We start from the raw sequence: 25144 nt of genomic DNA, 5'->3' as shown, positions 1-25144 counted from the left end.
AGTTTTGTTTGAAATTTATTGAGTTTGGAATCGGTAATACTTGGTTAGTTAGGACAGAAACAGAATTAGAAGATGGGACAGAATTTGAAGAAAAGGGAATTATTGGACCCTTAAAAATTAATTCTTTATATATAAGAATTTGGCTAGCTAGAACAGTTATAATAATTGACTCAAAAGAAGGCTTTAAACGTATAAAAAAGAAACGTAATCATTTTAAATTTATTTTTGGGATAAGTATTGAACTAGCGCAGTGCATTAGTGGTATAAGTGTTCCTAAGGTTGTCTAATTAGAAAACCTTATTTTAGTTCAAAATCAACAATAAATTTAACATTGCATTTTTATAAAAAAAGGGCGGTCTCAAAAGTATTTTGACTTTTGAGATCGCCCTTTTAACATGTCCTAATGATTAAACTTCCATAATAATTGGGAGAATCATTGGTTTACGTTTTGTTTTTTCGTATAAGAAAGGTGATAAAGTATCAGTAATTTCATTTTTTATTTCTGACCATTGAGAAGTTTTACGTTCCATGATTTTGTTTAAATGAGTAGAAATCATTGCTTGTGCTTCGTTTATTAAATCGCCACTTTCTCTCATATAAACGAAACCGCGTGAAATGATATCTGGGCCTGCTGAGATTTTAAATTCCTTCATATCGATGCTTACGACAACGATTACAAGACCTTCTTCAGATAAAATTCTACGGTCTCTTAAAACGATATTACCAATATCCCCGATACCGCTTCCATCAATATAAACATTACCAGAAGGTACTTTTCCTGCAACCATAGCCTCGTCGGCACGAAGAGCTAAAACTTCACCATTATCCATGATAAAGCAGTTTTCTTCAGGTACTCCACAGTCCATAGCAAGCTTAGCATGCATGCGCTGCATTCTATATTCACCGTGAATCGGCATAAAGTATTTAGGTTTCATCAGTCTAAGCATTAATTTTTGCTCTTCTTGACCACCATGACCACTAGTATGAATATCATTTAATGATCCATGAATTACTTCAGCGCCAGCACGATATAGTAAGTTAATTGTACGATTTACGCTCATTGTATTACCTGGAATTGGTGAAGAAGAAAATACTACAGTATCTCCAGGAATAATTTGAATTTGACGATGTGTACCATTTGCTATACGTGATAATGCAGCCATAGGCTCACCTTGACTACCTGTACATAAAATGACTAATTGGTTAGCCGGAATACGATTAATTTGAGATGCATCAATAAATGTATCTTTAGGACATTTGATATATCCTAGGTCATGACCGATCTCGATATTTGCTTCCATACTTCTACCAAAAACAGCAATTTTACGTCCGTTTGCAATAGCAGATTCGACAACTTGTTGAAGACGGTGAATATTAGAAGCGAAAGTAGCAAAAATGATACGACCATCAACCTTACGGAAAATTTCACTGATCGTGTCACCAACTTTTCTTTCTGACATCGTAAAGTGAGAAACCTCACTGTTCGTACTATCTGAAAGTAAGCATAAGACACCTTCTTTTCCTATTTCAGCCATTTTAGTTAAATTAGCCGAATCTCCAACAGGTGTGAAATCAAATTTAAAATCACCTGTATGGACAACTTGTCCTTGAGGAGTTTTAACGACGATACCATAACAATCAGGAATACTATGTGTAGTACGGTAAAATGTAACACTAGTTTTTCTGAATTTGATGATGTCATCTTCTTTGATTTCTATTAATTTAGCTTTACGTAATAGACCGTGCTCTTCAAGTTTATTTTTGATTAAAGCTAAGGCAAGTTTACCACCATAAATTGGAATGTTTAATTCTCTTAATAAATATGGAATACCACCAATGTGGTCTTCATGTCCGTGAGTGATAAATAAACCTTTAATTTTTTCCTCATTTCGAACTAAGTAGGAATAATCAGGTATAACGTAGTCTATCCCTAGTAGCTCATCTTCAGGGAACTTGATTCCGGCATCTATTAATATAATTTCATCTTGATATTGTACTGCGTATGTATTTTTACCAATTTCCCCTAAGCCACCTAGTGCGAATACGGCAGCTTGATCATTTTTAAGAAATTTCATAAATTACGCTAGCTCCAAAATTTTAAAGCTTTCACTTTGTTTTTCGAATTCAAGATGAGCACCGGTTAAAGCTTGAACAAGCTCAATATTATAATTGAAAGGTAATAATTTCGCACGAACTTCTCTTTCACTGTCTGCTTCTACATAAACTGTTTTAGTTTTTTCTCTTACAGGTACCTCTAATGGTAATTCCTGATAGTATACTTTAAAAATCATTTAAATCTCTCCTTGTCAAATCACTATCTTCTCAATATTATAAGTGATTTTCTATATATTTTCATTCTTTTTATTGAAGATTACCTAAAATACGGTCATTTTAAAAAAAAATTTGAAATTATTGAGATATATTTCTTCTTTTTCAAAAATTGTTTTAGCCGTTTTTTTAATTTTTTTCTAAGTTTACGTAACATTAGTTTTACCTCCAAGACATGAAATTAAACTTATATGTAGAGAACACGGACATAGTATATTTAAATGTAGTATTGTTCGAAAAAACATTTTCATTCAATATATTCAGAAAAGCAGTTAAAATAGAGGATATCTTAAAGTTAAGGGGAGAAGAAAGTGAAGAAGTTATATGCAGCCTTGTTTTTATTAAGTATTATTTGGAGTACATCTTTTTTATTTATTAAGCTCCTTTTAAACGATATGGGGCCAGAAGCAATTGTATTTTATCGCTGTTTCTTTGGTGCTATGACATTATTAATTATTATGTTAATTAAAAAGGTAAAGATTGATTATAAAAATTTACCGAAAATGGGATTAATTATTGCGATCTCATTATTTAATCATGCAATACCGTGGCTTTTTTTATCTTTTAGTGAGACCCATCTACAAAGTAATCAAGCGGCAGTATTAAATGCTTTTACGCCAATTGCAACACTTATTATTGGATACTTTTTCTTTTCTCAAAAAATTCATAGAAAACAATGGATTGGACTTATGGTAGGGATCGTTGGAGTTATGATAATGATGAATCTTAATCCATCAACAATTTTCTCCGATAATATAATTTATTCACTATTAATGTTATTTGTTACTTTTTGTTATGGACTTGGTTCACATCTAACTAAAAAGTATTTACAAAAAATTGATGTATTGATTGTTTCATTTTTAACCTTAGGTATTTCTGGTGTAATCGGCTTTATTTATATGGTCGTTTTAGGGAAGGGCACAATAAAACCATTTGTTAATTTTGAAGTTTTTAGTGGTGTGTTTGGACTAGGCGTTATATGTTCGGGGTTGGCATATTTATTATTTTATTATATGGTTAAAGAGGGAAGTGCAGAATTTGCAACAATGGTTACTTATATAGTACCTGTATTTGCTTCTATTTGGGGATTTTTCTTTTTAAACGAACCTTTATCTTTCAAAATGATTTTGGGGCTATTAATCGTACTTCTTGGAGTATTTATTACGAATAGTAAACAGAAGTCAAAAATGAATAATTCAAAAGCAAATGCAGCGTCTTAGTGAGGAGAGAATAATATGACTAAACCAATCGTTTTTTTTGATATTGATGGAACGATTTTAAATCATGATAAAGTAATTCCGGAAAGTACAAAGAACGCAATTTCGGAACTTCAAAATAGAGATATCCACGTAGCGATTGCAACTGGTCGTGCGCCATTCATGTTTAAAGAAATTCGTGAAGAGTTAAATATAAATAGTTTTGTAAGCTTAAATGGGCAATATGCTGAATTTGAAGGTGAAGCTATTCACAAACATGCTCTACATCCAGAACAACTTCACCAATTTACTCAAAAAGCAAAAGAACTAAGTATACCGCTTATTTATTTAAATAATGAGACAATGAGAGCGTCAATTGATTCACATCCTCATATAAAAGAAGCAATGACATCGATTAGAATGCAACATCCTGAAGTTCAGCATGATTTTTATCATAATCGTGAAATTTACCAAGTATTACTTTTCTGCGAGGAGCATCAAGAGCCATCATTAACAAATGGATTTAATGATTTTAATTTTATTCGCTGGCATGAATATTCGTCAGATGTCTTACCAGTTGGAGGTTCTAAAGCGAATGGAATACTTCAAATGGTAAACCATCTTGGATTTGATATGCAAAATGTAATCGCATTTGGTGACGGATTAAATGATTTAGAAATGATCGAAAAAGTAGGTACGGGTATCGCCATGGGGAATGCAGTAGATCCACTTAAAAAATTAGCTAATCATATTACAACGAATGTTGATGAAGATGGAATTTTAAACGGTTTAAAATGGGCCGGACTTCTTTAAGTATGTTAGACAAATTACAAAAACATGAATTTTAGACTGACTGCAAGCGCTTGTCTTTCGAGGCGCGAAGCCTGGTGAGTAGCGGAGTTACTTTTAACGGTAATGAGCCCCCCTCAACAGGCGAAGCAACGAAGAAAGCGAGCGTTTGTCAGCAGTCTAAAAAGAGCGATTGGTTTTCCAATCGCTCTTTTTTAATTCCTCTCTAAAGGTGAAGCTCCTTCTGGAGGAGAAAAAGGGTTTGTTTTATTAATACGATCATAAAACATTACTCCATTTAGATGGTCAATTTCATGCTGGAAGCAAATTGCTGGTAAACCTTTTAAACGGATTTTTACTTCTCCTATTCTCGTGTCATAGCCAGTAACTGTTATTCTTGCATAACGTGGAACATATCCAGGAACATCACGATCAACAGATAAGCAGCCTTCACCACCTGATAAATAAACTTCCTCAACAGAATGACTTACAATTTTAGGATTTAATAATGCATAACTAAATAAATTACCTTGTAAGTCAGTAACATGAACTCCTATTGCTCTTTTAAGAATTCCAATTTGTGGTGCGGCTAAGCCGATACCTGATCGTAAACCGTATTCGGCAGTTATTTCTGGATTCTGACTATTTATAACATACTCTAATAATGAATTAGCTAAATTAATATCCTCAGCAGATGGAGGTAAGCTTACTTCACTCGAGATTTCCCTTAATCTAGGGTCGCCTTCTCGAATTATATCTTTCATTGTAATCAAATGAATTTCACTCCTGTCTTAATATTTCCTAAATATAAGTATGTACTATTCACTAGTATTATTAATTTAGTCTAACAAATCTTTTTTAAATTGTCAGTCACAAGTCAATAGAATGGAAAAAGGAGCGATAAAATATCGCCCCTTAAAGTTTGTGGTTATACATTAATAATAGAGGCTTACTAGTGTGAATTATAAAACGAAAGCTGCACCAACGATAATTAATAAAATGAATAGAACAACGATTAATGCGAAACCGCCGTAACCGCAACCGCATCCGCCGCCGTAACCATAACCAGGGTATCCACCTTTTCCACCGTATCCGTAACCGTACATATAATAACCTCCCTTTAAACTGTTTCCGCATATAGCGGATACTACAAATTATGAAAAACTACATAAAGTGTGTGGGTATGTGACCAGATTATTTTTTAGGACGTATAAAAAGTCTGAAAAGATGCAACATGGAAATAATAATGAAAAAAATTGGGTGAAATTATGTATAAAAAATTCAATTCTCTATTGCTAGTAATAAGTATACTCTTTATCTTTTGTTCGGGTTGTACTTCTCAAGCAAAACAAAAGAATTTAGTTATAAATCAACTAGCTGAAATTGCAGAAATGGAACAAAAATTTCAAAAAGCTGGAGAAGGTATTCAAAAACTGGAAGTAAAAGAATTGGAGTATTATGAAAAAATTTATTTATATAAAATCAGCGAAGTAAATAAAAGACAAGAGGCGGCTAAACAAGCAATCAATTTGTTAAATGAACGGAAAGAACGGGTTAACGGGGAGTCAAAATTAATTCACGATATTGACATAAAAATTAAAGAACTTCAAACAATAAATATTGAAACGAAGGATGAACAGTTTCGAAATGAAGTTAATAACTTTATAAAAACATGGAGAGAAAGAACCGACTTATACGATAAATTGAATTCAAAATATAAAGATGCAATGGAAACGGATCTTTCAATTTATAACTTATTATCGCAGAAAAAAGTTGATTTAAAAAATGTAAAGAGTGAGACAAAGGATACAAATCACATTTATAAAGATGTCATTAAATATAATGATCAATTAAATCTTTATACTCAAAAATTAAATAATTTACAAAAAGACATATATGAAAAATATGGTAAATAACACAATAGGACTAGAATTACTAAACAAAAATCGTTGTAGTACAGTTTGGAATTTATGATAAAAAAAATCCGTTTTTAGCTATTTGAGTATAATTTAAAAGAGTTTCTGTTATTGTATAACAGATTGCTGTTTCAAAGGTAGTACAGGGTAGAAATTTTGTGACGAATTTTCCGAAAAATCATGAATAAAATAATACAACAAAATATTTGACGAGTTTATGAACGTGTTATAAACTGTACTAGTGTTCAATGTTGTACTAGTGTAATACACGAATAGTATAAGTACAGATTTTAATTATAAGTACAAGTTGCTTGTAATTACTCTTAAGAAAATACACATGATGGATAAAGAAAATAAATCCTCCATAATTAAAGAAGGGTGTGGGTTTTAGTGGCAACTACTACGAAGAAAGTAGCTGGAAAGGAAACAACAGAAATGAAGAATACACAAACTGTTTCTGAATTAATGGATCAAATGCTTCAATTTGGCGATTCAGTTGGAACTCTTCAAATTTTAAATGAAGAGGGCGAAGTCGTTAATGAAGCAGCGATGCCTGAATTATCAGATGAGCAATTAAAAGAATTAATGAAACGTATGGTATGGACTCGTGTTCTTGACCAACGTTCAATTTCATTAAACAGACAAGGACGTTTAGGTTTCTATGCTCCTACTGCAGGACAAGAAGCTTCTCAATTAGCAAGTCAATTTGCTCTTGAAAAAGAAGACTTTATCTTACCTGGTTACCGTGATGTACCTCAAATGATCTGGCACGGTTTACCATTATATAAAGCATTTTTATGGTCACGTGGACATTTAGTAGGAAGTCAAATTCCTGAAGATGTAAATACAATCTTCCCACAAATTATTATTGGTGCTCAAATTATTCAAGCTGCAGGTGTTGCACTTGGTATGAAGTTGAAAGGCCAAAAATCTGTTGCCATTACATATACAGGTGACGGTGGATCTTCTCAAGGTGATTTCTATGAGGGTATGAACTTTGCTGGTGCTTACAATGCTCCTGCGATTTTCGTTGTTCAAAATAACAGATACGCAATCTCAACTCCAGTTTCTAAGCAATCAAAGGCTAGAACAATTGCTCAAAAAGCAATCGCAGTAGGTATTGCTGGTATTCAAGTTGATGGAATGGATCCATTAGCAGTTTATGCAGCTACATCAGAAGCTCGTAAACGTGCAGTAAATGGCGAAGGTCCAACATTAATTGAAACATTAACATTCCGTTATGGACCACATACAATGGCTGGTGATGACCCAACTCGTTACCGTACAAAAGATACTGAAAATGAGTGGGAAGCAAAAGATCCAATCGTTCGTTTCCGTAAGTTCTTAGAGAAAAAAGGTCTTTGGACTGAAGAAGAAGAAAATGCAATTATCGAAGAAGCAAAAGAAGCAATTAAAGATGCGATCAAACTTGCTGACCAAGAGCCAAAACAAAAAGTTACTGATTTAATGGCTAATATGTTCGAAACTAAAACAAGTAATATAGAAGAGCAATATGCAATTTATAAAGAGAAGGAGTCGAAGTAAGTCATGGCGCAAATGACAATGATTCAAGCTATCACAGATGCATTACGCGTTGAAATGAAGAACGATCCTACTGTAGTAGTATTTGGTGAGGACGTTGGAGTAAACGGTGGTGTATTCCGTGCAACTGAAGGTTTACAAGCAGAATTCGGTGAGCAACGTATATTCGATACACCGCTTGCTGAATCAGGTATCGGTGGATTAGCAATCGGTCTTGGAATTGAAGGTTTCCGTCCAGTAGCAGAAATCCAATTCTTCGGATTCTTATTCGAAATCATGGACTCAATCGCTGGTCAAGCAGCACGTATGCGTTACCGTACAAGCGGTCGTTTTACTTCACCAATTACTTTCCGTTCACCATTTGGTGGTGGTGTTCATACACCAGAAATGCACGCGGATAGTTTAGAAGGATTAATGGCTCAAACTCCTGGTTTAAAAGTAGTTATTCCATCAACACCTAAAGATGCTAAAGGTCTTTTAATTTCATCTATTCGTGATAATGACCCTGTTATCTATTTAGAGCACATGAAATTATACCGTTCATTCCGTGAAGATGTACCTGAAGGCGAGTACACTATCGAATTAGGTAAAGCGGATGTTAAACGCGAAGGTAAAGATGTATCAGTATTTGCTTATGGTGCAATGGTTCACGCTGCATTAAAAGCTGCTGAAGAATTAGAAAAAGACGGAGTATCAGTAGAAGTTGTTGACTTACGTACTGTTCATCCATTAGATACTGCTGCAATCGTTGCATCTGTTGAGAAAACTGGCCGTGCTGTTGTTGTACAAGAAGCACAAAAACAAGCTGGTATTGCTGCAAATATTGTTGCTGAAATTAATGATCGTTGTATCCTTTCATTAGAAGCACCAGTTTTACGTATTACTGCAGCTGATACTGTTTACCCATTCTCAGAAGCGGAAACAGTATGGTTACCAAACCATAAAGATGTAGTTGAAGGTATTCAAAAAGTTTTAAACTTCTAATTTAGTTTATAACAAAAAATAGTGAAAGGTATTTGATGAATTCATCAATACCTTTCTTACATTATAGATAAAATATTTTAAAAAATTAATTTAACTTTGTTCGGAGGTAGAAATCTGTGTCAAACTCAGTGGCAAGTCTATTTGAATTTAGATTACCAGATATCGGTGAAGGTATTCACGAAGGTGAAATTGTAAAATGGTTTATTAAAGCAGGGGACGAAGTAAATGAAGATGATATCATTTGTGAAGTTCAAAATGATAAATCAGTAGTAGAAATTCCATCACCTGTAAAAGGGAAAGTATTAGAAGTATTAGTTTCAGAAGGAACAGTTGCAGTTGTTGGTGACGTATTAGTACGTTTAGATGCACCTGGTTATGAAAACATTAGCTTCAAAGGACAACATGCTGAAGAAGCTCCAACTACTACACCAGTACCAGAAGCTGCTGAAGCAGTACAAGCAAAAGTACAAGAATCTTATGAGCAAAGTGAACCAAAAACAGATGCTGCACCACTATCACCTGTTGCTGCAATTGAACCAAAAGCTCATGTAATTGCAATGCCATCTGTACGTAAATATGCTCGTGAGAAAAACGTAGATTTACGTATTGTACCAGGCTCAGGTAAAAATGGCCGTGTAACAAAACAAGACGTAGATGCATTCTTATTAGGTGGAGTAGCACCAGCTGCTGCAGCACAAACAGAAGTTGCTGTTGAAGTTGTAACAGAAGCTCCAGCTGCTACACAAGAAGCTCCTAAAGCTATGCCAATTCCAGAAGGAGCATATCCTGAAACTCGTGAAAAAATGAGTGGAATTCGTAAAGCAATCGCTAAAGCAATGGTTAACTCTAAACATACTGCTCCTCACGTAACATTAATGGATGAAGTAGATGTAGCTAAACTAGTTGCTAGCCGTAAAAAATATAAAGATGTTGCAGCTGCACAAGGTATCAAATTAACATTCTTACCTTATGTTGTTAAAGCTTTAACTTCTGCATTACGTAAATTCCCAGCTTTAAATACATCGATCGATGATGCTACTAGCGAAATCGTACACAAACATTACTATAACATTGGTATTGCTGCAGATACTGATAAAGGTTTATTAGTACCAGTTGTTAAAGATGCTGATCGTAAAGCGATCTTCTCAATTTCTGCTGAAATTAATGAATTAGCTACTAAAGCTCGCGATGGTAAATTAGCTCCTGCAGAAATGAAAGGTGCTACATGCACAATCACAAATATCGGTTCAGCTGGTGGACAATGGTTTACTCCAGTAATTAACCACCCTGAAGTAGCTATTTTAGGTATTGGTCGTATTGCTGAAAAACCAGTAGTATTAAATGGAGAAATCGTAGTTGCTCCAGTATTAGCGTTATCTTTAAGCTTTGACCACCGTATTATCGATGGTGCAACTGCTCAAAACGCTTTAAACCATATTAAACGATTATTAAATGATCCAGAATTATTATTAATGGAGGCGTAAGATAAATGGTAGTAGGAGATTTTGCAATTGAACTAGATACGGTCGTTATCGGTGCCGGTCCTGGTGGTTATGTTGCAGCAATTCGTGCAGCACAACTTGGACAAAAAGTTGCTGTTATTGAAAAAGGAAATCTTGGCGGAGTATGTTTAAACGTAGGTTGTATTCCTTCAAAAGCATTAATTACAGCTGGTCACCGTTATGAAACAGCTAAGCATTCTGAAGATATCGGTATTACAGCAGAAAATGTAAAAGTTGATTTTACAAAAGTTCAAGCTTGGAAAAGCAGTGTTGTTAATAAATTAACTGGCGGTGTAGCTGGTTTATTAAAAGGTAACAAAGTTGAAGTTATTAAAGGTGAAGCTTACTTTAATGATGCTAACACTCTTCGTGTAATCACTGAAGAGTCAGCTCAAACTTATACTTTTAACAATGCGATCATCGCAACAGGTTCAACTCCAATCGAAATCCCAGGTTTCAAATGGAGCAACCGTGTAATCGATTCAACAGGAGCATTAAACTTACCTGAAATTCCTAAAAAATTAGTTGTTATTGGTGGCGGCTATATTGGTATGGAATTAGGTACTGCTTATGCTAACTTTGGTACACATGTAACAATTCTTGAAGCTGGTGACGAAATCTTAAATGGTTTCGAAAAATCTATGAGTTCAATTGTTAAACGTGGATTAAAGAAAAAAGGTAATGTTGATATCGTAACGAAAGCGTTCGGTAAAGGCGTTGAAGAAACTGCAGATGGCGTTACAGTTAAATTCGAAACAAATGGCGAAATGAAAGAAATCGAAGCTGATTACGTATTAGTAACAGTTGGACGTTTCCCGAACTCTCGTGACATGGGCTTAGAAAATGTTGGTGTTGAAATTAACGAACGTGGTGTAATTTCTACTGATAAACAAGCTCGTACAACAATTAATAATATTTACGCAATTGGTGACGTAATTGCTGGTCCTCCATTAGCACACAAAGCTTCTTATGAAGGTAAAGTTGCTGCTGAGGCAATCAGTGGTATGTCAAGTCAAATCGAATACTTAGCAATTCCTGCAGTAGTATTTACTGATCCAGAATTAGCAACTGTTGGTTATACTAAAAAACAAGCAGATGAAGAAGGATTAGCTGTTAGTGTAGCAAAATTCCCATTCGGTGGAAATGGTCGCGCATTATCTCTAAATTCAACTGATGGATTCGTACAATTAGTTTCTCGTAAAGAAGATGGAGTACTAGTTGGTGCTCAAGTTGCAGGTGTAAATGCATCAGATATCATTTCTGAGCTTGGTCTTGCAATTGAAGCTTGCATGAGCGTTGAGGATATTGCTCAAACAATTCATGCTCACCCAACATTAGGTGAAATCTCAATGGAAGCTGCAGAATTAGCGATGGGTCATCCAATCCACATTCTTAAATAATTCTTCTTTAAAAAATGATCTAAATAAAGAAGACCTTCATTAAATTGAAGGTCTTTTTATTTTGGAAATGAGCGTATGAATTAAAAAGTAATTTAGTTAAAATCCAATTCTTGTGCGAGATAGTCTCTATATACAAATGAAAAATTTCAAAGTATAGGAAGTTTTTCTGCATTTGATTACTTTAAAATACGCTCCTTACACATTTAATACGCCATATTTAGTTCGTTTTGAGTTAAGTTAACCATTAATACATTCAAAGCTGAGTGCTGGCAAAATAACGAAGAGAAAGATTGTCTGCAACCTCCTATTTGTTAGGAGGTTTTTTTGCATGATTAAAGCATGTCTAGCATAACGTTTAAAAAACAAACTTTCTAGTATTTGATGATTGATTGGTGGGAGTATTGATGCGAAAACAACTAATAGTATTAATGATTCATCAACTATTTTGGGTAGGATTTTCATTTGTTTTATTCTTGTCGAAAAGGGATCAAATATATTCTAAAGTCATATTGTTTCTAGTATTCTTTTACCAGCTTTATCTAATTGCAAAATACGTTGGAAACACAAGAAAAGCAAGTATTATTATTACTTGCTTTTATGCTTCGATATTTTTCTTTTGTCAGGCGATCGTAAATTTATTTTAAATTATCGTTTGTAAAAATACATGATTCGATTGTTAAATAATTCAAGCTTTGCTTCAATTTTTTGAGCTAAATATCGACATAGCTCATTTGCTTTGCCTTTATCACCATAAGTTGAGTTTGGTAAAAGTGTAATCACGATATTTTTATCATCTTGAATTGAAACAACAAAATGTTTATAACGAGAATCATTACTTTGTAAATAAAGTGCATCTTGGTCATCTAACTTTTTATTTGAAATAGTGTAAGGAAAGGAAACCCTTTCATAATTCCAGTCAACTTGTTGACCAATCTTAGTTGAAGATTGTATGTAATCATTTATTAATTTATTTATTAAATCTAAATTTGCTTCTTGGTATTTTGATTTCTCCACTAATTGAATGGTAGCTTGTTGAACCATTTTTAAATTTTCCCCCTAAGATGTTTTTATGAAAAACATCACTTTTAATCTTTTTTTATCATAACATTATTTCAAATTTTTAGACAAGTATTCGGTATGAAATTAAATTTTTCTTCATATGTATTAACTTACAATACTAAAACGGAGGAGTGGGTGAAACAATGTTTGAGAAATTATATGATGATCATGAAAATGTAAGAGTCCGATTTGTTGGCTTCGTTACGAACGATACAAGATACGATATTGGTATTGTATATACGAACATGTTCTTTGGTAAGCCACTCGTCATCTGCATGCAGTCTAGACAATGCATTGTATTAGATCGACAGGATGTTTCATTTCCAAATCAATTGAAATTTTTATGTAAACTAAAAACAGAGGAAGAGGCAATGGAGCTTGCAGAATATTTAGCTGACTGGTTACCATCACCAAGTATAGAAGAGAGTTATGAGTAAAAAATAAATGTGTTATACTAATTGAATAGCGGTCACCATATATAACCCCTTGAATAATCTAGTATTAGAAAATTTAAGTTATACTTATTTACCACTTGCGTAAATAAGTATAACACATTATAATGAAGTTAGTTAATTGATACAACATTATGAAAGGGGTTACAAAGATGGGAACGTTCGTATGTAAATGTTGTGAAAAAACAGTAGGTCATTTCGAGGATGAAAAAGTAACAACTCTTTACGTTAAAAACTGTGAAGATTGTGAACCAACTGAAAATGAAGTTTGTTAATTATAATTTATAAATTAAAATTTAAAGTCTAAGAGAATATCTATAGGCATCTATAAATGAGAAATTCCACAAGGGAATCATTTTTCCTTGTGGTTTTTTATGTTTTTAATAAATGCACAAAAAAAGGGAGACTCAATTAAGAATCACCCACATTTCTCTTTATGCAATTTGAGTTTGATCTCCAATTCTTGCAGTTATAACGTCGGATGAAGCTTCGCTCGTTGTAACTGGTATTAATTTTGAATTATCCTTTAAATATTGAGCCATTTCGTTTGAGTCAATTCTAGTATTTAAATTTGTTAAAAAGGCAGAAACCATCGCAAATGGATATCTATGCATATTTAAATGGAAAATGATTTCTGGTAATGAACGTACTCCGATACCGTGTCCGTAAAAATAATTACTCCCCATATTTACTGTGTTTTCTCCTTGCCATTCTGGAGTCATTGGGTCAACTTGAGGATTTTTGATATAAACAACATCGCCTGGAGCTGAGCGATCAACTTCAGATGTTAAAATGGCTAATTTAGGTTCGTAATTCCAAGTGTATAAGTATATTCCATTATCGAATATTTGATCAAAAATTTCATAGCCGTATAGATCTAGAAGGGCTTTATAAAATAACATTATAATTGCAGTTGCACATTCTGTTGCGTAAAATTGTCCGTTACGAAAAATATCATAAATTCCCATGGAAGGTCTTATGCCTGGCCTAAGTCTAAATCCACCCATTGGTGTACGAATCCAAAACATAGGATTACAATATGCTCTTCTAAAAACCCTAAATTGCATGCCGCTTGTTAATAAATCTTTAGAAGCCTGAAGTATATAAGTTCTAAGTGTCAAATCAAAAGATAATTCACGGTCAGATTTATAAATATGAGACTTTTTACTATTTGTTAGATCAGACAATATTTCTCGATAAAGTTTATTATTTGAATCACCGCTATTTTTTAATGAAGCATGAACAATTTTATTATTCACGACTATCAACGAGTCCACATCCTAACATAAAAACAATTTTTTCGTACGAAATCAATATAATTACCTTACCTATCATATGCCTATATAAATTAGATGTGATTTAGAATACAAAAAAACTAGGATTGATTTCCTAGTTTCAGACTGTTGACAAACGCTCGCTTTCTTCGTTGCTTCGCCTGTCTGCGGTGCTCATTACCGTCTAAGGTAACTCCGCTCCTCACCAGGTTTCGCGCCTCGAAAGTCAAGCGCTTGCAATCAGTCTGAAAGTCAAGTTTTTAATACTTTGTCTACACACTGAAACTAAGATTTATTTCCTAGTTTCTTTTTATAAAACTTTAATTATTTTAATACTTTTAATGTTAATAAATCTTCGTCTTCTGGACCTTGAACAGGTAATCCTGCTTCAATATTCTTTTTAATATAAACAAGATTTTCAAGTGTGATTTCTTCACCAGGTAAAAAGATTGGAATTCCAGGTGGATAAACCATGACAAATTCAGCAATAATTCTACCGACAGAATCCTCAAGTGGAACAGATTCTGTTTCAGAGTAAAATGCATCCCTAGGAGAGACTGCTAAAGTCGGAATCGTTGGGATCTCAACGTTTAAATTCGTATTGCGCTCTGAGATGTCAAATTCAGTTGCTAATACCTCAAGTGCATGAATTAGCTGCTGGATGTCTTCTTCACTATCACCAGGTGTTAAAATGCAAAGAACATTATATAAATCAGACATTTCAACTTCGATATTAAATCGCTCTCTTAACCAAACTTCAACGTCATGGCCCGTTATACCCAGTTTTTTTACACTGATTAATATTTTAGTAGGATCAAAGTTGAATGTAGCCTCTTTACCAACTAAATCATAACCAGGGCAATATAAACCATTGATTGAATTAATTTTATTTCGTGCATTATTTGCTAGTCTAATAGTATTAGTTAGTAATTCTTCACCAACAGTTGCTAATCTCTTTCTTGCAACATCTAGTGAAGCAAGTAATAAATAGGATGTTGAAGTAGTTGTTAGCATACTTAGTACAGATTGTACTCTGTGGACATTCACAATGCCTTCTCTTACATTTAAAATGGAACTTTGAGTCATAGAGCCACCAAGCTTATGAACGCTCGTAGCAGCCATGTCAGCCCCTGCTTGCATCGCAGAGATCGGTAATTCGTTATGGAAATGAATATGTACACCATGCGCTTCGTCAACTAATACGGCTAAGCCATGTGAATGTGCTAATTCAACAATGCTTTTTAAATCTGCTACAAATCCAAAGTATGTAGGATTAATAACTAATACTGCTTTTGCATCAGGATTAGTTAAAATGGCCTCTTTCACTGCATTTGTCGTAATACCGTGTGAAATACCTAATTCACTATCAATTTCAGGATGAACAAAAATTGGTGTCGCGCCTGAGAAAATGATTGCAGATAAAACAGATTTATGAACATTTCTTGGGACGATAATTTTATCGCCAGGTCCACAAACACTCATTACCATTGTCATGATTGCTCCACTTGTGCCTTGAACTGAAAAGAATGTGTGGTCAGCACCAAAAGCTTTTGCTGCAAGATCTTGTGCTTGTTTTATTTTACCTTTTGGATGATGTAGATCATCTAAAGGAGCAATGTTGATTAAATCGATCGATAATGCATTATCACCAATAAACTCTCTAAATGTTGGATCCATTCCATTTCCTTTTTTATGTCCCGGAATATGGAATTGAATAGGGTTCTTCTTTGCATGTTCTAATAAAGAAGAAAATAACGGCGTTTCAATTTGTTTCATTTAACATACACCCCATTTAATGAATAATAGTGTTTTTCGGAAGTGATATGTTTGTAAACAATTCAACTGTTTACTCTCATTAAGTTATAAACTGTCTTACCTTCATTTGAAAAACAAAAAGATTATATCATTCTATGAATTTTCTGTATAGAAAAATATGATAAGTTTATGAAATTTTATTCATCTGAATGAAATTATATCAATTTTTAAAATAAGAATGGAATTTTAAAAATGTGTTAAAATGGAATTAATTAGAAAATAGTAGGAGTGAAGTAAATGGATTACCAATACCCAATTTCATATGATTGGACAACAGATGAGACAATCGAGGTAATACAGTTCTACACATCAGTAGAAAAAGCGTATGAAAAGGGAATAGATCGTGAAGTGTTAATGGCTACATATAAACAGTTTAAATCAATTGTACCTAGTATTGCAGAAGAAAAAAAATTATGTAATGAATTAGAAGAGATATCAGGCTATTCCGCATACAGAGTCATGCAAAAAGCTAAAAATGGCGCTCCTGGTGATAAAATTAAAATGTAGTATTTAATGAGTTAATAAATAGTAAGAAAAATTCTGAAGTGAAAAATAAGAGCCCATTAAAGGATTATTAGCTACCTTCAATGGGCTTTTTATTTGTCTGTATTGTTTAAATAATTCAATTTCATATTTCGTCCTGTCGAAAAATGTGTAAAGAATGGGCATAGACTTTTGTTTTTGACATATGTATAATTAAACAACACTTATATTAATTCAGTTTATACTTATTTTGTATAAAGGAATTAAAGTATTATATGTTTCTATAATACGTTGGATTAGATCTTCCTTTGTAAGTGTAATTGCTTCATCTTTTGCAATCGTAATTCCACATAGGTATTCTGCTTTTTTTACATCATGAAATCTTTGGATACCTTTATTGAATTCATCTTTATTCATTTTACTCTTTTGTATCACATCAGGCTTCATATGATCGTATGATACAACAAAATCTTTCGGAATCATTTTGTAAAGTTTAGCTTTATTCTTTTCAAAGTTAATGGCAATCGATTGCTTATTTGGACTTTCGTAAATAATTCCAAAGTAAACAAATAGGTGAGTACCCCAAAGTCCAAATTGGAAATGAGGAAGCATCTTGTATCCACGATTATTTGTTGCAAAAGCAATCCAAGTATCTTTTGGAGCATTCACAGTACGACGAGCATGCTTAGCAATATGGCCAAAGAAGTTTTGATCTGTTTGTACATTTAAAAATGGTAATATTTCTTCTTCAATTTCTTTAAATTTTGGTTGGATTTCATTTTGTATAGCACTCATTCTAGTTTCTAATGTTGAGTCAGTTGTAAATATTTCAAAATCACTTTCTTTAAAAAAAGTTTGAGTCATTTTCGAACCCCCTAGTTGCATTATCTAATTAGTATACCATGTTTGTCCAAAACAAATGGGTAATATGTTTCTTCATAAAATAGTTACATTATAAGCTTAAACAACATATATTAGTAGCAAGATAAAAATCAGAAAATTTTGTTAATTAACTTTTACAATTTGTTTTGCCAACTTATATTCTATGGAGGGATAATGATGAGACAAGTGATTAATGCGTTAAAAAGAACTGATGCAGAAAAGAGAATTCCTGTACTTAGATTAGAATTAGATTACGAACTAGCTACACTATTCGATGCTATGACAGTCAATGATAATGAAGCAATGATTGAATCTAAGAAGAAATTAGAATTATTAAGATTAGAATTAATTCGTCTAGAAGCTTAGCGAGTTTATTTACCGAACCTTTAAATAGGTTCGTTTTTCTGTGCGCTCATCTTCCGCTTATGCCCAATGGTCTATCGTATGCCCACCCTCCAAAATAAGTTCCTCATCATTAAATAAAAATCATTTCACTAGGTTTTTTTAGGTTAAAATTGGTAAACTGATAAACAGGACCATAAAAATATAGTTTTAGCACGAAGAGTTTGGAGTGTTTAATTATGAATGTAGACTGGAAAGAAATTGAACAATTCGCGAGGAATTTGCTTCAAGAGGCAGCTGAAAATATTAAAAGTTCTTTATACGACTCCATAACAATCAATACGAAATCAAACGAAAATGACTTAGTAACAAATAAAGATGAAGAAATCGAAAAATTCTTTTACGAAAAAATAAAAAAGAAATTTCCAAATCATTACTTACTAGGTGAAGAAGGTAAAGGCGATGAATTAGATCAAGTAAATGGAGTAGTATGGATTCTTGATCCGATTGATGGAACGATGAATTTTGTTCATCAAAAACGTAATTTTATGATTTCTTTAGGTATTTATGAAAATGGAATCGGTAAAATGGGATTTATAATGGATGTAATACATAATGAACTATATTTTGCTAAAAAAGGTGAAGGGGCATTTTTAAATGATCTCGAATTAACGCCTTTGAAAAATGTAGTACTAGAAGAGGCTATTGTAGCTGTAAATGCTATTTGGTTAACTAAAAATCGTTATGTAAACCATGAAAAATTAAGTAACCTTATTCGAAGAGTTAGAGGAAGTAGGTCATATGGATCTGCAGCGATGGAAATGGTCTATGTGGCAATGGGACGGGTTGATGCATATATTACCCCAAGATTATCACCTTGGGATTTTGCCGCGGGTAAAATTATTGTTGAAGAACTAGGCGGAATATGTACTACTCTCAAAAATGAAAGCCTTTCAATTCTTAAAAAAAGCTCAGTCGTAGTAAGTAATGCTTCGATTCATAACGAATTACTCACTGATTATATCGAATTTCTACAATAATAAAAAGAAGGCAGGTTTATAACTTGCCTTCTCTTTTTAATTTAGCACGTAATGAAAAACCATAACCAACTAATGAAATGGAAATAATTAGTGAAATGACAGCGCCAATAATACTTAGTTCTGCTAGCATAATCCCAACTAGTATTAAGAAGATTACGGATAAAGTTGCAACGCAGAAAAGTCTAAATTTAGTGTTAGACATGGTGTATCCTCCTGTTCCTAATCTTATTTTACTCTTTGTCTATTCGGATGTAAATTTGAAAAAACTAAATCTTTCCTAAATATTTATTAATAATTTATATTTTTGATTAAACATTTTCTTGATATATTTCCGTGTGCATGTGCTATAATGTTTTAGTTAATAATGAAAATAGATGTGTAGACATTTTAGGAGTGAATATATTTTGAAAAAAAGAGAAGATTTACGCAATATAGCAATCATTGCTCACGTTGACCATGGTAAAACAACGTTAGTTGATGAGTTATTAAAACAATCAGGTACATTCCGTTCAAACGAAAACGTTAATGAACGTGCAATGGACTCTAATGATATAGAACGTGAACGTGGAATTACAATTTTAGCTAAAAATACAGCAATCCAGTATGAAGGTAAACGTATTAACATCATGGATACTCCTGGACACGCCGATTTTGGTGGAGAAGTAGAACGTATCATGAAAATGGTTGATGGTGTTCTTTTAGTAGTAGATGCTTATGAAGGTTGTATGCCACAAACTCGTTTCGTATTGAAAAAAGCTTTAGAACAACATTTAACACCAATCGTAGTAGTAAATAAAATCGACCGTGACTTCGCACGTCCTGATGAAGTAGTTGACGAAGTAATCGATTTATTTATCGAATTAGGTGCAAACGAAGATCAATTAGAATTCCCAGTTGTATTCGCATCAGCGATCAACGGAACTTCTAGCTTAGAATCTGATCCTTCTAAACAAGAATCAAATATGAATGCTTTATTCGATACAATTATTGAGCACATTCCATCTCCAATTGATAATAGTGAAGAGCCTTTACAATTCCAAGTAACATTATTAGACTACAATGACTATGTTGGACGTATCGGTATCGGACGTATTTTCCGTGGAACAATGCAAGTAGGTCAATCAGTTGCTTTAATGAAACTTGATGGAACAGTTAAACAATTCCGTATTACTAAAATGTTTGGATTCATTGGATTAAAACGTATTGAAATCCAAGAAGCAAAAGCTGGTGACTTAGTAGCAGTATCTGGTATGGAAGATATCAACGTTGGTGAAACAGTATGTCCTGCTGAACACCAAGAAGCACTTCCAATCTTACGTATTGATGAGCCAACTCTTCAAATGACATTCTTAGTTAATAACTCACCTTTTGCTGGTCGTGAAGGTAAATTTGTAACTTCTCGTAAAATTGAAGAAAGATTATTACAAGAGCTTCAAACAGACGTAAGTTTACGTGTAGAAAATACAGATTCTCCTGATGTTTGGATCGTTAGTGGACGTGGGGAGCTTCACTTATCAATCCTTATTGAAAACATGCGTCGTGAAGGTTATGAGCTTCAAGTTTCAAAACCAGAAGTTATCATTCGTGAAGTTGATGGTGTAAGATGTGAGCCAGTTGAGCATGTACAAATTGACGTTCCTGAAGAGTATACTGGTTCAATCATGGAATCAATGGGTGCACGTAAAGGTGAAATGAGAGATATGGTGAATAATGGTAACGGCCAAGTTCGTTTAACATTTATGGTACCAGCTCGTGGATTAATTGGTTATACTACTGAATTCTTAACTTTAACTCGTGGTTATGGAATCATTAACCATTCATTCGATAGCTACCAACCAGCAATTCAAGGTCAAGTTGGTGGACGTCGTCAAGGTGTATTAGTATCAATGGAAACTGGTAAAGCTTCAACATACGGAATTATGGGTCTAGAAGACCGCGGTGTAATTTTCCTTGAGCCAGGAACAGATGTTTATGATGGTATGATTGTTGGTGAACACAACCGTGACAATGATTTATCAGTAAACGTTGTTAAAGTTAAACATGCTACTAACATCCGTTCAGCAAATAAAGACCAAACAACAACAATGAAAAAACCACGTATTATGACGCTTGAAGAATCTTTAGAATACTTAAATGATGATGAGTACTGTGAAGTTACACCAACATCAATTCGTTTACGTAAAAAGCTTCTTGATAAAAGTGAGCGCGAGCGTGCAGCGAAAAAGAAAAAATTCGCTGAACAAGAATAATTAAATTTTAAAATAATTATGATATAATGAAACCGACTAGAAAATAGTCGGTTTCATTTTTGTAGACAAAGTAGAAAAAAATGATTTTTTAGACGGTCTAAAAAGAATAGAAGTATTCAGTTTTATTACTTAAATAGGGGGATATGGATTTGGAAAAAGCTCCAAAGGGATTTGAATTTGTCATAACACAGTTAATAAATATAACACATGATATTCATCTTTCAATGTGGATATTATATGGTTTAATTGTTGTATTATGTATTGTGGTATATCATTTAGGTTTCGCAAAAAAATTGAGCATCCTTAAAAGTTTAATCATTTATGTTTTACTTATGATCGGATGTAGTTTCCTTACTTTCTTAGCTTTAAGGATACCAATCGTGGAAGCATTACTTGCAAGTGTTTTCGTGTTAGGTGTATATAAGGTTCGTTTACATCAATCAAAAAAGAATAATGCTACTACATAACGTAACACTTTATAGAGAGTTGGTATTTAGATGAAATCTGTTCAGGACGCATTATATAATTGGTTAACGATCAAAGTGATATATGAAGCAAGACCTTCGGATGAAGCTGCCAAAGAGACGTATGAGATGTTTGATTCGATTTTAAAAGAGGATCACGAAGTATCTAACGTAAAAATAGAAAAAATGGAAGATTTTTATTTAATCACATTTACACAAGCAGAAAAAGAGCGTACGACGCGCTTTCCAATTGAAATGATTGATTGCTTTTTAGATCAAGTAAAAGTAAATCCAGAGAAGTATTAAAAAACCTAGAAAATAATCTAGGTTTTTTTGTTTAAACAATTGGTGGATTTATAAATGCAAATTATATCTAAGACTTGATCGTATTTCCGCAAAAAAAGAAGCCCAATTGGCTTCTTTTTTCATAATTTACCACTCGTCATTGTCCTTAACAGGTTTTAAGAAACGGAAATTTCCTGTTGCGATTCTTTGTTCTGTTTTTATTTTAATTCGATCGTAACATTCAGAGCATGTATATGTATGGATAGGACGATTTCTTAATTTTTTTGCAATAGGTGATTCATCGCTAATAGATTCGCTTTTATCACAAATCATGCATTTAACTCTCATGTGAAATTTCTCTCCTTATATATGGAACTTAAGTTAACATAATTATAACAGGTTTTAGAATATATTTTTAGAAAACAGTGGTTTTAGCAGGAAGTTTTCAATAAACTTTGAATTATATTAGTATACTCTTTATTTGAAGGAGATGAAATAGTGATGGCAAACAGTATTGAGAAAACATTATCACCAAGCTTATTTGAAGATTGTAATAAAGAAAAGATTGTTTTTTTAAGTACTTTTAACTCCGAAAAGAATGCACCAGTTACGAATGCAATTTCTTGGCTTGTTGCTTTAGATGATAAGACAATTCGTTTTGCAGTAGATCAAAGATCAGCAATTATATCTAATATTGAAGAGGTTGAAGGAGTATCACTAAGCTTATTTTCAAATGAAACAGTTTATAGTATTTCAGGAAATGGAAAAATTTTATCGAAGCAAATGCCTGGGATTCCATTAAAATTAGCGTGTATCGAAGTAGAAGTTAATGAAGTGAAAAATATATTGTTTTATGGGTCTAAAATAACAGTCGAACCTGAGTACGCAAAGACTTATGATGAGAGGGCTGCAAAAAAATTAGATGTAGCAGTTTTAAATGGGCTTAGATCTTCCTGAGCTTTAAACAGTAAAAAATATTCTAAACTAGAGAGAATTTCATATAATATATTAACGGTTCGTCCATTCTTTGACTAGTAACCATATGTAAGACCAGTCAATTTAGAATTAAAACTAATTATTCTAATCTGAGTTATTTTTAGTCAGGAGGTTAAGGATTGAGTAAAATATATGTTCTCGACACCAATGTACTACTGCAAGACCCACTAGCAATCTTTTCATTTGAAGATAATGAAGTAGTTGTACCAGCTGTTGTATTAGAGGAAGTAGACTCAAAGAAGAGATATATGGATGAAGTTGGTCGTAATGCTAGGTATGTATCCAAACTAATTGATAGCTTTCGAGAACTAGGGAAATTACATGAAAGTATTCCACTTGAAAATGGTGGTTCGTTTAGAATTGAATTAAATCATCGCTCATTTCAACAATTGCAAGAAATCTTTGTTGAAAAAACGAACGATAATCGCATTTTAGCTGTTGCAAAAAACTTATCACTTGAAGAAGAAGCAAAAGAAAGCGGCAAAACAGTGATATTAGTTAGTAAAGATACATTAGTTCGTGTAAAAGCGGATGCATTAAATTTATTAGCTGAAGATTATTTAAGTGATCGTGTAGTGGAAGTCGATCATATTTATACCGGTTATCTAGAGTATTACATAAATACAGATTTATTAAACAAGTTTTACGAGAAAACTGAACTTCCTGTTTCAGATATAGCAAACCATCCATTTTATCCTAATCAATTTATCGTTTTAAAGGATGCTCTAGGTGGTAAGAGCTCAGCTCTTGGTGTTGTTGATAAAACGGGTACAAAAATTAAGAAATTTGTTTTCTCAAATGAACATATTTGGGGCATAAGACCAAGAAATGCTCAACAGTCCATGGCTTTAGAATTACTACTTCGAGACGATATACCATTAGTCACATTGATTGGTAAAGCAGGTACCGGAAAAACTTTATTAGCTTTAGCTGCAGGTTTAATGCAAAGTGAAGACCTGCAAAGCTATAAAAAGTTATTAGTTGCTAGACCAATTGTACCAGTTGGAAAGGATCTTGGTTATTTACCTGGTGAAAAGGATGAAAAACTTCGACCTTGGATGCAACCGATTTATGATAATCTAGAATACTTATTTAATACGAAAAAACCGGGTGAACTTGATGCTATCTTAGCTGGAATGGGCTCAATTGAAGTAGAAGCTTTAACTTATATAAGAGGTAGAAGTATCCCAGAGCAATTTATTATTATTGATGAAGCACAAAATCTGACTAGGCATGAAGTAAAAACAATTTTAACTCGCGTTGGCGATAAGAGTAAAATTGTATTAATGGGGGATCCAGAGCAAATTGATCATCCATATTTAGATGAATACAACAATGGATTAACTTATGTAGTTGAAAAATTTAAAGATCAAAAAATAAGTGGACATGTAAAATTAATAAAAGGTGAACGTTCATCAATTGCCCAACTTGCAGCGGATATATTGTAATAATTAAATGCTTACAAAAGCAACATCTTACTACTATAATCAAGCGGTAAGATGTTGCTTTTGTTTTAAACTATAAAATAATTTTCTTGATTGAAGTAATTGGTGTTTCTTTATTTGTACCATCAACAAAATATAAATGAACTGGCCCATCTTCAAGGATTCTCTTGCCATTGTACGAAAATGCTAAATAACTTTCATATACAGTGTCAAAAGGCAATTTAATTAATTCACCTTCAGTTTCAATCGTAACTTCTGAATCGCGATTTTTGGGTTTACTATTGTCTATAAAATAAGAAAATGGCATTGCATAGGATTCTTTAAGCCATTCTTTTTTTTGAGTAGCGAATAAAGGACTATTATCAACCTTAGCACCTTCAACAATTTCACGATCCCAATGCTTTGAAACACTTTTAGTATATTGCTCAAGCTCGTCAACCTTTTTCAACTCACCAGCTAACAAACTCTCTAACTTAACCTTTCTTTCATCAAAAATCCAAACACTTGGATCAATCGTTAACGGAAACTCAACGTTACCTGTTAATTGAAAAACATCACTCATACTAAAACTCCTTCTATGTACAAATTCTATTTATAGTGTACGACTATTTTAAGTAAAAAGACAAACAATTGAACAAAATAAGCGCTTCTCTTTAATTAAGTTTTTTCATGTTTTCACCTTTTTTATAGCGATTACATCA

General features: G+C 33.0%; 29 protein-coding genes. 18 read left to right on the top strand and 11 right to left on the bottom strand.

The features are described 5' to 3' along the window. Window positions 1–8 precede the first annotated feature (8 nt). Complete coding sequence (locus AN960_RS06575; protein WP_056468582.1) at window positions 9–287, top strand: DUF3977 family protein; 279 nt, start codon at window positions 9–11, stop codon at window positions 285–287. A 120-nt stretch (window positions 288–407) separates the two neighbouring features. Here AN960_RS06575 and rnjA read toward each other — a convergent pair whose 3' ends face one another. Both rnjA and AN960_RS06565 read right to left on the bottom strand, forming a co-directional pair. Continuing rightward, entirely contained in the window at window positions 408–2075 is a 1668-nt protein-coding gene (rnjA, locus tag AN960_RS06570; protein WP_056468579.1) for a ribonuclease J1, read from the bottom strand. A 3-nt stretch (window positions 2076–2078) separates the two neighbouring features. After that, window positions 2079–2291 carry a DNA-dependent RNA polymerase subunit epsilon gene (locus AN960_RS06565; protein WP_056468578.1) on the bottom strand — a complete coding sequence of 71 codons (213 nt, stop codon included), beginning with the start codon at window positions 2289–2291 and terminating at the stop codon, window positions 2079–2081. Between the two features lie 348 nt (window positions 2292–2639). Between AN960_RS06565 and AN960_RS06560 the strand changes: the two genes are divergently transcribed. Together AN960_RS06560 and AN960_RS06555 are read left to right on the top strand one after the other, a co-directional pair. After that, complete coding sequence (locus AN960_RS06560; RefSeq protein WP_056468575.1) at window positions 2640–3548, top strand: DMT family transporter; 909 nt, start codon at window positions 2640–2642, stop codon at window positions 3546–3548. A gap of 15 nt (window positions 3549–3563) precedes the next feature. Next, window positions 3564–4337 carry a Cof-type HAD-IIB family hydrolase gene (locus tag AN960_RS06555; protein ID WP_056468572.1) on the top strand — a complete coding sequence of 258 codons (774 nt, stop codon included), beginning with the start codon at window positions 3564–3566 and terminating at the stop codon, window positions 4335–4337. A gap of 191 nt (window positions 4338–4528) precedes the next feature. On the opposite strand, the gene def is transcribed toward AN960_RS06555, so the two are convergent. Next, window positions 4529–5086 carry a peptide deformylase gene (gene def / locus AN960_RS06550; protein WP_056468569.1) on the bottom strand — a complete coding sequence of 186 codons (558 nt, stop codon included), beginning with the start codon at window positions 5084–5086 and terminating at the stop codon, window positions 4529–4531. A 189-nt stretch (window positions 5087–5275) separates the two neighbouring features. Next, on the bottom strand, window positions 5276–5419 hold the full coding sequence (locus AN960_RS23935) for a YjcZ family sporulation protein (protein ID WP_069035541.1): 144 nt from the start codon (window positions 5417–5419) through the stop codon (window positions 5276–5278). A 162-nt stretch (window positions 5420–5581) separates the two neighbouring features. Here AN960_RS23935 and AN960_RS06545 point away from each other — a divergent pair, with 162 nt between their 5' ends. The 5 genes from AN960_RS06545 (at window position 5582) to lpdA (ending at window position 11657) form a co-directional block, all read left to right on the top strand. Beyond that, a complete protein-coding gene (locus tag AN960_RS06545) occupies window positions 5582–6229 on the top strand; it encodes a YkyA family protein (RefSeq protein WP_056468566.1) in 648 nt (215 codons plus the stop codon). A gap of 465 nt (window positions 6230–6694) precedes the next feature. Continuing rightward, window positions 6695–7774 (top strand): pyruvate dehydrogenase (acetyl-transferring) E1 component subunit alpha, encoded by a 1080-nt coding sequence (gene pdhA, locus AN960_RS06540; protein WP_056468623.1) that lies wholly within the window; start codon window positions 6695–6697, stop codon window positions 7772–7774. A 3-nt stretch (window positions 7775–7777) separates the two neighbouring features. After that, entirely contained in the window at window positions 7778–8755 is a 978-nt protein-coding gene (locus tag AN960_RS06535; protein WP_056468564.1) for an alpha-ketoacid dehydrogenase subunit beta, read from the top strand. A 128-nt stretch (window positions 8756–8883) separates the two neighbouring features. Then, the gene (locus AN960_RS06530; protein WP_056468621.1) at window positions 8884–10239 is read left to right on the top strand and encodes a dihydrolipoamide acetyltransferase family protein; all 1356 of its coding nucleotides are present in this window, start codon (window positions 8884–8886) and stop codon (window positions 10237–10239) included. 5 nt (window positions 10240–10244) lie between these two features. Further along, window positions 10245–11657, top strand: a complete 1413-nt coding sequence (gene lpdA, locus AN960_RS06525) for a dihydrolipoyl dehydrogenase (protein WP_056468560.1) — start codon at window positions 10245–10247, stop codon at window positions 11655–11657. Between the two features lie 645 nt (window positions 11658–12302). Here lpdA and AN960_RS06515 read toward each other — a convergent pair. After that, complete coding sequence (locus tag AN960_RS06515) at window positions 12303–12698, bottom strand: DUF1885 family protein (protein ID WP_056468555.1); 396 nt, start codon at window positions 12696–12698, stop codon at window positions 12303–12305. A gap of 161 nt (window positions 12699–12859) precedes the next feature. Here AN960_RS06515 and AN960_RS06510 point away from each other — a divergent pair, with 161 nt between their 5' ends. Both AN960_RS06510 and AN960_RS06505 read left to right on the top strand, forming a co-directional pair. After that, window positions 12860–13153 carry a DUF3055 domain-containing protein gene (locus tag AN960_RS06510; protein ID WP_056468552.1) on the top strand — a complete coding sequence of 98 codons (294 nt, stop codon included), beginning with the start codon at window positions 12860–12862 and terminating at the stop codon, window positions 13151–13153. A gap of 167 nt (window positions 13154–13320) precedes the next feature. Beyond that, window positions 13321–13443 (top strand): GapA-binding peptide SR1P, encoded by a 123-nt coding sequence (locus AN960_RS06505; protein WP_056468549.1) that lies wholly within the window; start codon window positions 13321–13323, stop codon window positions 13441–13443. Between the two features lie 159 nt (window positions 13444–13602). On the opposite strand, the gene AN960_RS06500 is transcribed toward AN960_RS06505, so the two are convergent. Together AN960_RS06500 and AN960_RS06495 are read right to left on the bottom strand one after the other, a co-directional pair. Further along, entirely contained in the window at window positions 13603–14427 is an 825-nt protein-coding gene (locus AN960_RS06500) for a protein-glutamine gamma-glutamyltransferase (RefSeq protein ID WP_286131622.1), read from the bottom strand. 339 nt (window positions 14428–14766) lie between these two features. Then, a complete protein-coding gene (locus tag AN960_RS06495; RefSeq protein ID WP_056468543.1) occupies window positions 14767–16218 on the bottom strand; it encodes an aminotransferase class I/II-fold pyridoxal phosphate-dependent enzyme in 1452 nt (483 codons plus the stop codon). Window positions 16219–16494: 276 nt separating this feature from the next. On the opposite strand from AN960_RS06495, the gene AN960_RS06490 reads away from it, so the two are divergent. Then, window positions 16495–16764: a UPF0223 family protein gene (locus tag AN960_RS06490; protein WP_056468540.1), complete on the top strand. Its 270-nt coding sequence runs from the start codon at window positions 16495–16497 to the stop codon at window positions 16762–16764. 210 nt (window positions 16765–16974) lie between these two features. Here the strand turns inward: AN960_RS06490 and AN960_RS06485 are convergent, their stop codons facing one another. After that, the gene (locus AN960_RS06485; RefSeq protein ID WP_056468538.1) at window positions 16975–17604 is read right to left on the bottom strand and encodes a YktB family protein; all 630 of its coding nucleotides are present in this window, start codon (window positions 17602–17604) and stop codon (window positions 16975–16977) included. Window positions 17605–17799: 195 nt separating this feature from the next. Between AN960_RS06485 and AN960_RS06480 the strand changes: the two genes are divergently transcribed. Both AN960_RS06480 and AN960_RS06475 read left to right on the top strand, forming a co-directional pair. Further along, window positions 17800–17988 carry a YkzI domain-containing protein gene (locus AN960_RS06480; protein WP_056468536.1) on the top strand — a complete coding sequence of 63 codons (189 nt, stop codon included), beginning with the start codon at window positions 17800–17802 and terminating at the stop codon, window positions 17986–17988. A gap of 215 nt (window positions 17989–18203) precedes the next feature. Further along, window positions 18204–19004 (top strand): inositol monophosphatase family protein, encoded by an 801-nt coding sequence (locus tag AN960_RS06475; protein WP_056468534.1) that lies wholly within the window; start codon window positions 18204–18206, stop codon window positions 19002–19004. Window positions 19005–19020: 16 nt separating this feature from the next. On the opposite strand, the gene AN960_RS06470 is transcribed toward AN960_RS06475, so the two are convergent. Then, entirely contained in the window at window positions 19021–19206 is a 186-nt protein-coding gene (locus tag AN960_RS06470) for a DUF5325 family protein (protein WP_056468531.1), read from the bottom strand. A 202-nt stretch (window positions 19207–19408) separates the two neighbouring features. On the opposite strand from AN960_RS06470, the gene typA reads away from it, so the two are divergent. From typA to AN960_RS06455, 3 genes are all read left to right on the top strand, one after another. Continuing rightward, window positions 19409–21253: a translational GTPase TypA gene (gene typA, locus AN960_RS06465; RefSeq protein WP_172795398.1), complete on the top strand. Its 1845-nt coding sequence runs from the start codon at window positions 19409–19411 to the stop codon at window positions 21251–21253. A 149-nt stretch (window positions 21254–21402) separates the two neighbouring features. Then, window positions 21403–21720, top strand: coding sequence for a YlaH-like family protein (locus tag AN960_RS06460; protein WP_286131616.1), 318 nt, complete (start codon window positions 21403–21405; stop codon window positions 21718–21720). Between the two features lie 30 nt (window positions 21721–21750). Beyond that, window positions 21751–22023 carry a hypothetical protein gene (locus tag AN960_RS06455; RefSeq protein ID WP_056468528.1) on the top strand — a complete coding sequence of 91 codons (273 nt, stop codon included), beginning with the start codon at window positions 21751–21753 and terminating at the stop codon, window positions 22021–22023. A gap of 126 nt (window positions 22024–22149) precedes the next feature. On the opposite strand, the gene AN960_RS06450 is transcribed toward AN960_RS06455, so the two are convergent. After that, complete coding sequence (locus AN960_RS06450) at window positions 22150–22350, bottom strand: YlaI family protein (protein ID WP_056468526.1); 201 nt, start codon at window positions 22348–22350, stop codon at window positions 22150–22152. A gap of 153 nt (window positions 22351–22503) precedes the next feature. On the opposite strand from AN960_RS06450, the gene AN960_RS06445 reads away from it, so the two are divergent. Both AN960_RS06445 and AN960_RS06440 read left to right on the top strand, forming a co-directional pair. After that, window positions 22504–22959, top strand: coding sequence for a PNPOx family protein (locus AN960_RS06445; protein WP_056468523.1), 456 nt, complete (start codon window positions 22504–22506; stop codon window positions 22957–22959). Between the two features lie 158 nt (window positions 22960–23117). Beyond that, window positions 23118–24446 (top strand): PhoH family protein, encoded by a 1329-nt coding sequence (locus AN960_RS06440; protein WP_056468520.1) that lies wholly within the window; start codon window positions 23118–23120, stop codon window positions 24444–24446. 70 nt (window positions 24447–24516) lie between these two features. Here AN960_RS06440 and AN960_RS06435 read toward each other — a convergent pair whose 3' ends face one another. Continuing rightward, window positions 24517–25005, bottom strand: a complete 489-nt coding sequence (locus tag AN960_RS06435) for a hypothetical protein (protein ID WP_056468517.1) — start codon at window positions 25003–25005, stop codon at window positions 24517–24519. Between the last annotated feature and the right edge of the window lie 139 nt (window positions 25006–25144).

This window comes from Bacillus sp. FJAT-25509, assembly GCF_001420605.1.
Classification (GTDB): domain Bacteria; phylum Bacillota; class Bacilli; order Bacillales; family Bacillaceae_G; genus Gottfriedia.
This window is presented reverse-complemented; position numbering and strand designations above follow the sequence as displayed.